Below are 14,130 nucleotides of genomic sequence, written 5' to 3'. Positions count from 1 at the left end.
GTATGACCGCTCAGCGGGCTCCCGATCAGGTCGCCCGACTCCACGTCCCACACCCGCACCGTGTTGTCGTCGGAGCCACTGGCCAGCAGCAAGCCGCCATCGGAACTAGTCCCGAACACGACCGCATTTACCCCGCCGGTATGACCGCTCAGCGGGCTCCCGATCAGGTCGCCCGACTCCACGTCCCACACCCGCACCGTGTTGTCGTCGGAGCCACTGGCCAGCAGCAAGCCGCCATCAGAACTAGTCCCGAACACCACGGTATTTACCCCGCCAGAATGACCGATTAGGCGTCGGCGTCTGATCGTTTCGCCCGACTCCATGTCCCATACTCGGACGGTTTTATCGGATCCGCCGCTCGCCAGCAGGAGGCTGCCGTCGACGCGACGCCCGAATGCCACTGACCACACTCCACCGGTGTGGCCGCTCAGGCGTCGTCGGCTGATTTGCTCGCCCGACTCCACGTCCCAAATCCGCACCGTGTTGTCTTGGGAGGCGCTGGCCAGCAGCAGGCTGCCATCAGCACGAATTCCGAACGCCACCGCATTCACGCCGTCGGAATGAATGCTCAGGGGCGACCCGATCGGCTCGCCCGACTTCACGTCCCACATCTGCACCGTGTTGTCATCGGAAGCACTGGCCAGCAGCGGGCTGCCGTCGGCGCGAGTCCCGAACGCCACCGACCACACCACGCCGGAATGACCGCTCATGTGTCGTCGTCTGATCGTTTCGCCCGAGGTCACCTCCCATACCCGCACCGTGTTGTCGTCGGAGCCGCTAGCCAGCAGCGGGCTGCCGTCGGCGCGAGTCCCGAACGCCACCGACCACACCACGCCGGAATGACCGCTCAGGGGCGCCCCAATTAACTCGCCCGACTCCACATCCCACACCCGGACGGACATGTCGGATCCGCCCCCGGCTACCAGTAGCCTGCCATCGGTGCGAGTCCCGAGTGCCACCGACCACACTTCGCTGGTGTGCCCCCTCAACGGCGCCCCAATCCGCTCTTCCGACTCCAGGTCCCACACCCTTACCGTCTTGCCGGCACCGCTGGCCAGCAGCAGGCTGCCGTCGGCGCGACTCCCGAACGCCACCGACCTCACCCCACTGGTGTGACCGCTCAGGAGCTCTCTCCCAATCTGTTCGCCCGACTCAATGTCCCAGACCCGCATCAAGTTGTCGGCACCGCTAGCCAGCAGCAGCCTGCCGTCGGCGCGACTCCCGAACGCCACCGACCAGACCCAACTGGTATGGCCACTCAGTGGTGCCCCGATCGGCTCGCCCGACTCCACATCCCATATCCGCACCAAGTTGTCGGCAGTGCTGGCCAACAGGAGGCTGCCGTCGGCGCGACTCCCGAACGCCACCGCATTCACCCTGCCAGTGTGGCCGCTCAGGGGCATTCCGATCTGTTCACCTAACTCCACATCCCATACCCGCACCGACCTGTCGGATCCGCCGCTAGCCAACAGCAGGCCACCGTCGGCGCGACTCCCGAACGCCACCGCATTCACCCTGCCAGTGTGGCCGCTCAGGGGCATTCCGATCTGTTCACCTAACTCCACATCCCATACCCGCACCGACCTGTCGGATCCGCCGCTAGCCAACAGCAGGCCACCGTCGGCGCGAGTCCCGAACGCTACGGACCTAACCGCACCGGTGTGACCAGGGAATGTCCGATGAATGGTGGTGGGTTGGGCTGTTGTCCACCGTGCCTGCCAGAGGTGCTCTGGTGTAGTAGTGAGAAATTGCAACGATTGGGGTTCGTCGCGAAGCGCGAATGCGTGCAGGATCTCGGCTCGTGCGCCGGGGTCGCTGGTGGTGCGGAGAGAGTCGAGTGTTCGGCGTAGGAGCCGGGTCGTGGGGGTATCGGGAAGGTTGGTGGAGAGTGCGCTGGTGAGGCGGTTGATGTCGGTGTAGAGCCAGAACCGGGTGTCGGTAAGTAGGTCGGGGAGGGTGTGGCCGGCCGCGGCATGGGTGGCGAGGTGTCGGCGGATGTAGGGATTGGTGTGAGCCCAGTCCCGTTCGGTTGGTTGGGGCGGGCTTGTCATGGGCGTTGGGTGAGTTCGAGAAGAGCGTGGGTGATGGTGGCTTGGACGTGGATGTGGTTGATGTTGTGTTGGAAGTAGTCGTTGAAGGCTTGGTGATAGAGCCGGTAGACGGTTTGCCCGTCTTCGCCAGATTCGATGATGTGCGCTCCGGCGTGTTCGAGGACCCAGGCTATGTCTTGTTCGGTGTAGATGATTCCGGGGCGGGCGAGGGCGTTCGCGAGGGCGAGCCAGATATCGCGGCGCGGCAGCCCGGCGCCTTCAGCCCAGGCCAGGGGCGCGAGCAGGTCGTAAACGCGGTCGCGGTCTGCTCCGTAGTTGGTAAGGTCCGCGGCGAATGCTTCAGCTACACCACCGTTGAAAAGCGCAGTGGTGTCGCTGTCGGTGAGGCCGAGTGGCTCTGCCCGGCTGATCAGGGAGCGGGCCAGGAGCCGCGCAAACAAGAAGATGCCGTCGCTGTGCTCGGCGATGGTGGCCGCAGTCATCTTGGCCAGTTCGTGGGAGTGATGCAGGTAGGGGGACGCCGTGGTGGCGTCGAGGAGCCGGTTGGTGATGTAAGTGGTGATGGAGTGCGTTGAGCCAGGGTCGGTATCGAGGCGAATCACCCTGCCGCAGTCAGGTGTAAGGGCACGGATGAGTGGCCCGTCCGCGGTCCAGGGGCCGTCGGGGGGTGTGGTTTCGGTGGTGCGCTGGGTGGGGTCTTCACGGTTGGGTCGGGTACCAACAATGACCCGCACGCCTTGTTGTTTAGCGAGGGCGGCGAGCAGGTCGACCGCGATGCGGGTTTGGTCAGCGGAATGCGCCTCGTCGAGGGCGTCGAGCAGGATTGTGATCGTGCGAGATTCGCGTTCGGCGCGTTCGGCGATCTGTTCGACGAGAGGGCCGGGTTCTTGCCATCCGCCTGCGGGTGGGATGAGCTCAAGGGCTTCACCGAGGATATTGACGCATTCCTGGAGAGTGTGCTGTTTGGCGTGGACGCCAGCGTCGATCACACCTTCCGGTGGCGGTTCGGTACTGCCGGAGCGGTTGGTTTTGTCGACGGCGTGCTGGCGGTAGTCCGGTGAGGACATCGCGGCCAACCACCCCAACAGCGCGGATTTACCCGAGCCAGGTGGGCCAGTGACAACCAGCATGCCGTCGCCGTCACGCAGCCATGCGGTGATGTGGGTTTGCGGGCCGGGGCGCGGTGCGTAGTACCAGCCGTCGGCGGTGAGGGTGTCGATGCCACGGAACTTGATCAGGAAATGCTCAAGCAGGTCGGATTCGGCAAACCCGTGGTCGCGCAAAGTTTCCACGGTGGCGTCGGGTAGGTGCGGCTGGTGCTGGTGGTTGGTGAAGAACGGGAAGAACCGACCCACCGATCGCGCCTGAGAGAACTCGGGCTGTTGAAATGCGCCGACTTCGTTCAGACGCATAGTCAACGCGACGAACAACTCCTCGGGAGTGATCGAAGCATCGTGCGCGGTCCAACCATTGTATGTGTCCGTCGACGTCGGTGGGCCTTTGCGCAGAACGTGCTCCAACGCGCTCGTGAAGACTCCATCGCGTGCGAGTTCACCGTCTCTGGCCGAGGTGAGCACAGCCAAACCTGGTTCCAGCCCGACAGCGGAATCACCGACGTGATGTTTGAAAGCGGTGATGATCGTGTCGACCCCGATCCCTGACTTGCAGGTATCGATGATCACGACGATGTCGACCGCGGAACGTTTGGCCAACAGTTCGCCCAGATCACGGCCCGAGATCACCGCGAACGTCTTGCCAGGTTCGTAGTCCCCGCAGAACAAGGCGATGTCGTTGACGCCAGCCTGGGCGTGCCCTGTCCAGTACAACAGCAGACGCCGTGTCGATGGCTTCCATCGGTCCAGCCAGTCCCGCACTTCGTGCGCGGAGGTACCGCCGGATCTGTGGTCTTCCTCGAAACCTCGCTCACGGAACAACGCAGAGACCCTGGCGGCGTGGCCGGCAATGGTGGACAGCTTCAGTGTCGGGTCGTCGTAGTCGTCGATGACAACCATCGCGAACCGCCCGTGAACATTCTTACCGTCCACTCCGTACCTGCCTTTACTTGCTGACCGTTCGCGGCCTCAGTCGACAACTGGATCGACGGCAGTCACACCACCGTGATCAAGTCCTCTACAAACGCCCGCGGTGTCTTGGTGATCTCCTCGACTCGGACCTGCCATAACCCCGACGGCAACTCCAGCGATCGCTGATAACGGTGTCCAGCGGGATCAGGCAACACCGGAATATGACTGGCATATAACCCGTCGTCGGCGTCGTAGACGCTCGCGTGCAACCGCAAATTCGGAGACTCGCTGGTGACCGTCAACTCGACCAGCTCACCCGTCTCAGCGACTTCGGGCAACTGCAACGACAATTCGTCCAACGGAGCAAGGATCGCACCGAGTTCACGGGAGGTGGCCTTGGCGATCACATCTTCAAGCAGATCCCAATGCTTGGCCAACGGACCATGTTTAGCAGCCCGGAATAGTGCGTGCTCGTCGCGTTCCCATTCCGGCGGGACTGCACTGAAACACGAGACCGTGCCGTCCCCGGCGTGATCGGTGCCGCGTTGGGTCTGCTGGAACACGAGCCTGGAACCGTTCACCGCGACGCTTTGATCCGTGGCCTGGAGTTTGCCGGCGAACACATGAATCGCATACGAGCCGGTGGTGCTGTTGTTACGTGCGATGGCCGCGGCCAACTCGTCGTGGAAACGACGGCCCCGCAGCACCGTTTCCATTGGCAAACTCGGGATTTCAACATCAGTGAGGGGCAGGGGCTCAGTCCCAGGGCCGGTGTCGACGCACCGATAGGTGGGCAGTAGTTCGGCCACCGCTGGGAACGTGCGCGCGACACGGGCCACGCGCTCCCCCAGACCGGGAACCCAGGGAAAGAGATTGCCGGTCAACGCTTTCACCGCTTTCACCGCCCCACTGAACGGAGTCCCGATTGTGATCAACCGCGCTGCGTGCGCACGCCCACCCAGGACCTCAAGGTAGTAGCGGGCGATCAAACCACCCATCGAATGACAAACCAACGTCACCCGACTACCTGGAAACCGCTCTAATGCCCCCTCGACGAACCGCTGCAACCGCAGCGCGGAATACGCGTTCGGCAACCGCCAGTCATACGCGAAACTCAACACCCGCCCCGGCACCGCCGCGCCCATCCGGTCGATCAGCTTGCCATAACCCGACCCGTGCCAGAAACCCGGCCACACATGAAGGCCCCGAATCACTTCCGGCGACTCCAGCGCGAATTCCGCATACTCCGACACATCATCCAAGCCAGCTGGCAGGGTCATCGCGTCCAGTACATCACTCGTATGCACCACACCCCGACGCAATGCCGCGGCCGACAAGCTCCACAACTCATGTTGCCCGCGCGCAAGAACACTGCCGGTGATACCCGGCACAATGATCACGACATCATTGCTCACAGGTCTACTCCCCGTCTCGAAAGATCAACCAGCGCTGCCAAACTAGCCCACCACGCCCACCCCAGAATGCCAACAGCCACAACACTGCAGCAACCAGACCGATCAATCGCACCAAAGGGGAAGACTGATATGCATCCGTCACCGCCCGCGAATCAGAGTGCTCCGGAGCGTGATTGGGCCCAAGCCAATCGCTACATGCCTGCCCGATTCACGCAGTGAGCCCCTCGCCGATGCGACCATCGACACGCGCACGACGACAAATGGATGGCTTGAGACTGGACCGTCATCGAGTCGGCTTCCACCCGCTCCCAACTCGCCAGGGCCCTAGCAAGGTTTCCTGATCACCGGGCTCGACTCTGAAGACGGTGTCCCGGTGACGATCTTGCGCCGGGTGCTGTGTCGACCTCCAAGTACTGAGAATGGAAACACCGTGGCCCGTTGGCTCGGGAGGGCGCCGATGCGAACTGACCGCCATGATCACCGATATCACCTGGCGTGGCCCACACCCGCATCGAGGAAGAACGACCAACATGGCACGACACACCGGCAAAAATGAGCCAAATTATTCATCGCCCCGGTAGTGTCGTCGACATGCCATCCTCCGATTCGCACGTCGCGAGCCCGCGGATGGTGACGTTGGTCCGCGAGGCGAAGGGTTGGTCACAGGCCGACCTGGCGAAGACTGTCGGCGTGACACAGGGTTTCGTGTCCAAGGTCGAGAATGGCCTAACCGAGCTCACCGCTGAACGTTTGGCCGCGTTCGCCGAGGTGCTCGGCTGCCCGGTCGCTCTGTTGACCAATCACGATGCGCAGCATGGGATCGAGGTGTCCTGCATGTTCCATCGTCGTCGACAGAGCAGAATCACTGTCGGGACAGCGAAGAAGATCGAGGCCGTGAGTCACCTGACGCGGATCACGGTTGACTCGCTGCTCGGCGCAGGCGACACCGGCACCAAAACCGCACTTGAGCGTATGGACATCGACGACTTCGACGGCGATGCCGCCCATATCGCGCAGTTGCTGCGGGCACGCTGGCGCATCCCGAGCGGGCCGATCAGCAACCTACACGCGCTGCTCGACGACGTTGGCGTCGTAGTCGTCGTCCGTAGTCTTGACTCGACGGCGCAGGATGCCTTCAGCACCTGGCCGCGGGGCAAAGCGCCACTCATGGTTGTTCGTGTCGGGATGCCGCCGGATCGTGAACGGTTCACCATCTGCCACGAGTTGGGTCACATTGTGATGCACGTTCTGCCCAACGCAGATCAGGAGCACCAAGCTGATCTGTTCGCTGCCGAATTCCTCATGCCCGCAGACGATATCCGGCCACAGTTGGTCGGGCTCACTACACGGGATTTCCCCAGGTTGATGGAGTTGAAGGCGCAGTGGAAGGTGTCGATCGCCGCACTCATTCAGCGAGCGAAGACACTCGAACTGATCAGCGACCGCCAGTTCAGGGAATTCCGAATCAAACTGTCCAAGTTCGGATGGAATACCGTGGAACCCATCGACCTCCCGGTCGAGCGGTCCTTTCTGCTCGACACCGTCATTGACACGTATCGCACCCGGCACGGCTACAGCGACGCTGACCTCGCACGTATGGCCTACATGACGCCAGAGGCATTCCGGGAACATTACTTGCGGGAAATCAAAAGAACTGAACTGCAGGCGGTGAGATCGTGAGCGGCATCGAGGAAGCATTGATCTTCGACGATCCCGGCCAGCTGCCCAACTTCGGGCCGCCTTTCATGGCGCATGCACCTGCATCGTCTGCGCCGATACTTGCGCCGCTGACTCGCTACGACGACGTCGGTGCGGTGATCACCACCCGCAACCACGCGGACGCAAAGCGGGCGGTGCGCGATATCCGGCAGGCCAACCCACGCGCCGCAATCCTGCTCGACGCAAGCAGGTACAGCGGCAAGAACCGCGGCATCGGTGCTCGCTGTATGACCACCGGTTGGATCAATCTGCAAATTAAGATCGGGTCGCGCTGGGCGCTCACTGACTCCGGATATATTCCCGCCAATGATCTGACCGCCCTGCGCGCTGTGCTCCGCTGGGAATCGGAGCTTACGCAAGTGGTTACGGCGCTACCGCTGGCGATCCAGTGGTTGACGCTCGATTATGAGGCTCTCATCGCCGAGCTGACCGCAGCCGGCCGACCGGTCGCGCTGATGCTCGAGTCGGAAGGAGATCCGCTCGCAACGAAGGCAGCGGTCTCAGGGTTGATCGCGGTGCTACGGTGCCCAGTACCCGTGCTGTTGCTGCGATCGGATACCTCCGTCCTGGGTGCTCTTGCGCACGGAGCTGCTGCGGTATCGGTCGGCACCAAATCCGCCCTGCGTCACATCTACCCTATCGTCGACACCGATGGCGGGTTCCAGCCTCCACCGGCCGCATATGTCCCCGCATTGCTGTCCTACAAGCGACTCAGCATCATCGAAGATGGAATCACCCGGAACCCCGATCTCGATGTATGGAAGTGCGACTGCAGTGTGTGTATGGGGCGATCACTCATCTGGATCGTGAATCACCCGGATCCCGAGACAGCGGCGTTCGAGCACTCACTCGCTGCTCAGTCGAAGCTGGCAAAGACTCTCCTGGCGCACCCTTCAGAGCTGCGCGGTAGCCAGTGGAAGACCATGTGCGCCGTCGCCCAATCGAACCATGAGCTGATCGTCAGAAAGAGCGGCAGGACGTGGGAACCAGCGAAAGCGCTCAAAGCATGGGTGTCGTCGACACCGCATCCGCAGGCGAGCACCCCGTAGCGAGTGCCCACTCGAATAACAATTCCTCCTTGTGCCGCGTTGAGGTCAACCGCCGCGCCGTGACGATCGGCCCACACCGCCCCTCCACCGAGACGCTGAAATCGCCCGCCCGTTCGTGCACAACCCCGACACCGGCGACATCGAATTCCGACAATGTCCATGCAGACGGACCGCGAGCTCCAGACGTGAGCCAGAGCCCGGCCCCATAGCCAGCGAGTGAATCGAGCGCGTTCAACGCGTCCGAAGGCTTGAGTGCGATCGACACGAAACCGACGATCGACACGGCCGGTCGAGGCGGTAGTTCGCCCAGATCGGGAGTCCAGGATTCCCAAATCACCAACGTGGACCGGTCGAGTTCCGGGCCGTGTCCTTTGGCTACCCGCTCAGTCCAGACGTCCACATCGATCTCCACGACCGGGAACACCGTGAAATCGCTGACCTTTGTGCGGGGGAGCACCACGCCCGCCCACGCCGCTGCCCGGACACCCTCTTCCACCCACGGTGGCACGGCATCAGGTCGTCCAGAGATTCGTTGGCTAGCCATCAGCATGCAACACTAGACGGCGCCGGATTGTCGTCATCGGGCACCGGGCCAACCTGGGTGCGGTCGGCTGCGAACATACTGATCATCGCCGGATCCTCCTGCGACACAGCGAAACAAACCTCCAGGTTCTTGTCCAGCCCTACATTCCGAGCAAGCGCGTTATTGTCTATCCCGATCGGACCCGACCGGCCTATTGCGGCGTCGCTCCCACCAGCGGCCCCTCCCGTCGCTCATCGCCTCCATGACTATCCGGGTGATCCTTTCCACATCTCGGCTCGTAGCCTTGTCCAAGGCACGCGCAGCTAGTCGATAGCGACAGATCTGGCCGAAGGCGGTCAGCGCAATACTTGCCAAGACCACGACCAAGATGGCCCACCAGGGCATGTCGACTTGTACGACACCGGCGCCGAGTGTCATCGCGACGTCACCGGGACGGTTCACCACGCAGCCCCCACAGTCGGTCGAGCACCAGGACTCCTCCCTACGCGACACGTGAACCGATAATCAGCGACCACGCCCGGATCAGCTTCAACCGCACGAACAGCCCACTTGTGTCCATGTCGCACGCCAGCTTGACGTGCGACCGTCAGCGTAGCACCAACTTCGACACGTGATATTATTTTTTGTGCCCCAGCGGTCGAGCGGACGTCTTCCACGCAACCGACCGAGTCGCGACTAAGGAGACCGGATGATCGACCGTGCCACTTTGATTTCCGATCTCAGGAAACAGGTTGTCGCGGCCGAGACAGACCTGAACACGCAACTGCACACGCTCCCCGAGGTGAAGTCACGACTGCACGACGAATGGACACAAGCCCATAAGCTCGGCCGCACCGCCGCCTCCGAAAGTGCCTGGCACGATGAACGCATCAGCGAGGTCGCCCTCGCCTGGGTTCTTGGCACCGTCTTCGTCCGTTTCTGCGAAGACAACCAACTGATCCCCGAGCCGTACCTCACCGGTCCAACCGCTGGCCGCCGCGATCTTGCTCAAGCTCGCTACGTCGCCTATGTCGAATCCGACCCGGAGCCCACCTATCGTGGCTGGCTGCTTCGCGCGTTCACCGAACTCGGCGCGGGCCAAGCCGGAAGGCTCCTCTTCGATCCGACCCATAACCCGCTGTACCAGCTCCCGCTCTCACACGACGGTGCTCGAGCGCTCATCGAATTCTGGCGCGAGCACGACGAGCACGGAGACCTCGTCCACGATTTCACCGACCCCCTCGACGCCGACGGAATCCACGGCTGGGGCACCGGCTTCCTCGGCGACCTCTACCAAGACCTCTCCGAGAATGCCCGCAAAACCTACGCCCTGCTACAAACCCCTGAGTTCATAGAGGAATTCATCCTCGACCGCACCCTCGAACCCGCCATCCGCGAATTCGGGTACCAGAAGCTGGAAATGATCGACCCCAGCTGCGGGTCCGGACACTTCGTACTTGGAGCCTTTCGTCGACTCGCCCGCCACTGGGCCGAGGACCAACCCACCACTGACCGCCACACGCGAGTCCGCCACGCACTCAACTCAGTCCACGGTGTCGACATCAACCCCTTCGCCATCGCGATCGCACGCTTCCGACTGCTCGTCGCCGCCATGGCCGCAGCCAACGTCCGCACACTCGCCGAAGCCGCCCATTACGAATGGTCGATCCAACTCGCCGTCGGCGACTCACTGATCATGGAACGACATCAGGAGTTGACTTTCGACAACGGTTCAGGAAGCGACCTGGCCGAGTTCTCCTACGCCACCGAGGATGTACAGGAGTATCCGGACATTCTTAAACCTGGTCGATACCACGTCGTAGTAGGGAATCCGCCGTATCTCACGGTTAAGGACCCGAGTCTCAATGCGCTGTACCGAGTTCTCTATAGCCAGTGCATTGGCAAGTATGCACTGACGGTACCGTTCATCGTACGTTTCTTCGAACTCGCAAGAAACGATACTTATGGTGCAGGGTTCGTGGGGCTGCTCTCGTCGAACAGCTTTATGAAGCGGGAATTTGGGCAAAGACTTGTCGAACAGTTCTTCCCGACCGTCGACCTCGCCGAGGTGATAGATACATCCGGAGCCTACATTCCGGGACACGGCACGCCGACGGTACTATTGTTCGGTCGAAACCGGCCACCTACTCGGGCAGCGGTGAGAACGGTAATCGGCCTACTCGGCGAGTCGACCATGCCAGATCATCCTGAACAAGGACTCGTCTGGCAGTCGATACGGTATGCAATCGACCGGGAATCGGGGGACGAGGATCTCTGGACGCAGAGGGTCGATGTCGATAAACCGTCGCTGTGGAAGTTTCCCTGGACCCTCGCAGACAGAGATACCATCGAAATCCTTCGAGACATGGAAAGTACCGGATCCATTCTCAGTTCCATAGCACTCAGAATCGGCTTCTTTGCCATAGCGGGCGCGAATGATGTTCTCCTGTCAACCGCTGCAACGTATCGCCGTAATCGAGTTGAAAGCGACGTTCTGGTGCCGGTTCTTCGCGGCTCCGACATTCGAGATTGGATTGCGACGCCCGAGGAATTCGGCGTTATGTTCAAAGACTCGACCCCTGAACCGAACGCCAGAACCTTCCCCAACCTGTACCGCATGATCTGGCCGTACCGAACCTCTATGCGACATAGGCCGGCACTTATCCGATCCGCCACACCAGCTTGGTATCGGTGGAGTCACGTCACCGAGGTTGCAGGTGCGCATCCATGGTGGATCGCATTCACATGGGTCAGCACCCACAACCACTTCGCGGTTCTGCGCGATCGGGTAGCACCTTTGAATTCCGCCCCCATCATTCGGCTTCCGAACACAGTGTCCAATTCTGATGTACTACAATTGACGTCGCTTCTCAATAGCTCCCTGGCCTGTTTCTGGATCAAACAGAACAGTAATAGCAAGGGGCAACCAGGGGTGGGTCAAATCGGGATAGGAGAGCCATGGGCAGAGTTTTTCGAATTTGCAGGTAATCGCCTGGGCCAGCTCCCGCTTCCTGATGGCCAATGGTTCCAGCGGCAGTGGACAATTTATGCCGATACGATTGATGCACTGACGCGCGAATTGATGGACACAGACCCGCGATCGTTGCTGACGAAAGGTATACCGCCGAACAGAACCGAGCTGGACGCGGCGCGTACTCGAAATTTGAAGGCGAGGGCCAGGCTGATCGGACTACAAGAAGAACTGGACTGGGAGATCTACGAACGCTACGGCTTAATTAACAGCGAGAATCGCCTACTGGCACCAGCAGGAACTGTTCCTGAGATTAAGACGGGCGAGCGCGCCTTTGAGATCGTTTTGGCTCGGCGGATCGCACGCGGAGAGTCCGATACCCTATGGTTCGAAATAAACGGAGCAGTACTTACAACATCGATACCTTCCGACTGGCCCGAAGAGTATCGCAAGACCGTCGAGAGGCGTATCGAATTCATCGAGCGACGGCGAGGCATCAATCGCGTGGAGCAACCGACATTCAAGCGGCGCTGGAACGGTGCCGATTGGGATTCGATGCTGAAGAATGCTGTCCGCTCGGCGCTGCTGGATCGCATGGAAAATCGGGAACTGTGGTTTGACGAGAACGATCAGCCTACGATCCTCAGCCTTTCTCGATTAGTGGATCGGCTGGCTCGGGATAAGGACTTCATGTCGCTAACCGAACTGTATGCCCCAGGCACCGAGTTGACGAAGGTCGTGGCAGATCTGATCACCGAGGAACACGTGCCGTTCTTGTCAGTCCTGCGCTACAAGCCGTCAGGACTCAAGAAGCGCGCCCACTGGGATCAGGTGTGGGCACAGCAACGGGAAGAGGACACCGCTGGCGACGAAGCGGCGAAACGCAAAATCCGCGAAGGGATTTCCATACCCCCCCAGTACATGTCCTCGGACTTCCTTCGGACCTCGTACTGGCAGACACGCGGCAAACTGGACGTGCCGAACGAACGGTTCATTTCCTACGGATCGACCAATGTCGCGACCCCGGAGCTCTACGGCTGGGCAGGCTGGGACCACCTACAGCAGGCACAAGCGCTTGCCGCCTACTGCACGAACCAGAGCCTGTCGACCGAGGAGATCACGCCGCTGCTGGCTGGGCTCCTCGAACTGCAGCCGTGGCTCAACCAGTGGCACAACGACTATGACGATCTCTACAACGGCTCACCCGCCGCATTCTTCGCCGGATATCGGCAGACGGTGCAGGGCGAACACAGTTTGAGCGATGACGATCTACACGCATGGAGGCCTCCGATAGCCAGGAGGGGCAGGCCGCGCAAGAAAGCCGACTGATGTGGACAACGCTTTCAGGAAATTCAACCGTGTACATCGACTGCGAGGAACGGTTGCCCGAGTTGGCTCAATTTAGTGCGCAGTGTGGTTGGTGATCCTGGCGGGGCTTCGGTGAGGTCGGCGGGTAGGGGTCGGCAGCGGTGAGGGTGGTGTGGCCAGCTTTGATGTAGACGGTGCGGTAGCGGTGGGTGGTGCGCACGAATTTCTTGATGCTCCAACCAGTTTGGTGTTCGATCCAGTGGCTGACGGCCAGGGCGGTGAACACGATGGTCAGGTGCGCGTCGATGGACTCGTGTTTGCGGTGGTAGATCGGTCGGCCGTGTAGGTCGTGTTTGGACATGCGGAAGCTGTTCTCGATGTGCCAGAGCTGGTGGTAGGCGTCGATGACGAATTCTGCGCCCTGGCTGGCCAGGTTGGTGGTGTAGCCCTTCGCTCGCACGAGAAATCCCTGGAGAAGTCAGTCCGACGAATCCGTCGGCCGACGGGAATGGCGCCACACTTACTCGACCACACAGTCAGCACATCACTGTGGCTGAAGGACGCGGCCTTGAGGCCCACGCCGAAGTGTCCCAGATCATTGGCGCCGTAATCCCTCTGCCGGCCAAGAGTCATGGCCTTATCGGCCGCAGCAGCGTCCATGCCCTTGCCGTTATCGACCACCTCGACCTGGACGAGCCGATCGTTCTTGGTGAGCAGTCGGATCGAGATCCGGGTGGCTTCTGCATCCAAGCAGTTGTCGACGAGATCAGCGATCGCTGACTCGAAAGTGGGGAGTGTCTGATTTCGGACAGTCCCCGAAAGTGTGATGAGCACCAAGGCTTTTCACCATGCCAGCATCGGGCTTGAGTTGGAGTATGTCGACGACGTCGGTTTCGACTGCCAATCGGAGGGAGTTCCTTCCCGGACGACCTATATCAACGAATTTCGATCTGCTGGGTGGGAAGGTGTGTTCCCTGGTCGTAATTGAAGTCGTTGTGGGCCTTGGTGGGTGTTAAGCTTTCTCCACGTGAAGAAGCCCGAGGTCACTGCGCCAATCGGCGGTGACATTG

General features: G+C 61.1%; 7 protein-coding genes and 2 pseudogenes. 3 read left to right on the top strand and 6 right to left on the bottom strand.

Annotated elements, in window-relative coordinates; genetic code table 11:
• The 3 genes from ACIBW7_RS02780 to ACIBW7_RS02770 all read right to left on the bottom strand — a co-directional run.
• A partial coding sequence (locus ACIBW7_RS02780) for a WD40 repeat domain-containing protein (protein WP_397043409.1) occupies positions 1–2,051 on the bottom strand: 2,051 nt, incomplete at its 3' end.
• A complete protein-coding gene (locus ACIBW7_RS02775) occupies positions 2,048–4,096 on the bottom strand; it encodes an AAA family ATPase (protein WP_397043407.1) in 2,049 nt (682 codons plus the stop codon). The genes ACIBW7_RS02780 and ACIBW7_RS02775, both read right to left, overlap by 4 nt.
• 62 nt (positions 4,097–4,158) lie before the next feature.
• Complete coding sequence (locus ACIBW7_RS02770; protein ID WP_397043405.1) at positions 4,159–5,490, bottom strand: esterase/lipase family protein; 1,332 nt, start codon at positions 5,488–5,490, stop codon at positions 4,159–4,161.
• A gap of 495 nt (positions 5,491–5,985) precedes the next feature.
• Here ACIBW7_RS02770 and ACIBW7_RS02765 point away from each other — a divergent pair, with 495 nt between their 5' ends.
• Both ACIBW7_RS02765 and ACIBW7_RS02760 read left to right on the top strand, forming a co-directional pair.
• Positions 5,986–7,170, top strand: coding sequence for an ImmA/IrrE family metallo-endopeptidase (locus tag ACIBW7_RS02765; protein ID WP_397043403.1), 1,185 nt, complete (start codon positions 5,986–5,988; stop codon positions 7,168–7,170).
• Positions 7,167–8,258 carry a hypothetical protein gene (locus ACIBW7_RS02760; RefSeq protein WP_397043401.1) on the top strand — a complete coding sequence of 364 codons (1,092 nt, stop codon included), beginning with the start codon at positions 7,167–7,169 and terminating at the stop codon, positions 8,256–8,258. Before ACIBW7_RS02765 ends, ACIBW7_RS02760 begins: the two co-directional genes overlap by 4 nt.
• On the opposite strand, the gene ACIBW7_RS02755 is transcribed toward ACIBW7_RS02760, so the two are convergent.
• On the bottom strand, positions 8,209–8,802 hold the full coding sequence (locus tag ACIBW7_RS02755; RefSeq protein ID WP_397043399.1) for a hypothetical protein: 594 nt from the start codon (positions 8,800–8,802) through the stop codon (positions 8,209–8,211). The genes ACIBW7_RS02760 and ACIBW7_RS02755 overlap by 50 nt on opposite strands.
• A 688-nt stretch (positions 8,803–9,490) precedes the next feature.
• On the opposite strand from ACIBW7_RS02755, the gene pglX reads away from it, so the two are divergent.
• Positions 9,491–13,081 (top strand): BREX-2 system adenine-specific DNA-methyltransferase PglX, encoded by a 3,591-nt coding sequence (gene pglX, locus ACIBW7_RS02750; RefSeq protein WP_397043397.1) that lies wholly within the window; start codon positions 9,491–9,493, stop codon positions 13,079–13,081.
• A 67-nt stretch (positions 13,082–13,148) separates the two neighbouring features.
• Here the strand turns inward: pglX and ACIBW7_RS02745 are convergent.
• Positions 13,149–13,511: pseudogene (locus ACIBW7_RS02745) on the bottom strand (hypothetical protein); the annotation flags it as partial.
• Between the two features lie 86 nt (positions 13,512–13,597).
• A pseudogene (locus tag ACIBW7_RS02740) lies at positions 13,598–13,894 on the bottom strand (ATP-binding protein); the annotation flags it as partial.
• Positions 13,895–14,130 lie beyond the last annotated feature (236 nt).

The organism is Nocardia sp. NPDC049526 (assembly GCF_044465765.1).
GTDB lineage: Bacteria > Actinomycetota > Actinomycetes > Mycobacteriales > Mycobacteriaceae > Nocardia.
Note: the sequence above shows the minus strand (reverse complement) of the source record. Positions and strands in the feature narration are given on the sequence as shown.

Bases quoted from the DNA above. Each gene is read 5' to 3' on its own strand.
- ACIBW7_RS02755 (WP_397043399.1), bottom strand. From the start codon at position 8,802: ATGGCTAGCCAACGAATCTCTGGACGACCTGATGCCGTGCCACCGTGG.
- pglX (WP_397043397.1), top strand. From the start codon at position 9,491: ATGATCGACCGTGCCACTTTGATTTCCGATCTCAGGAAACAGGTTGTC.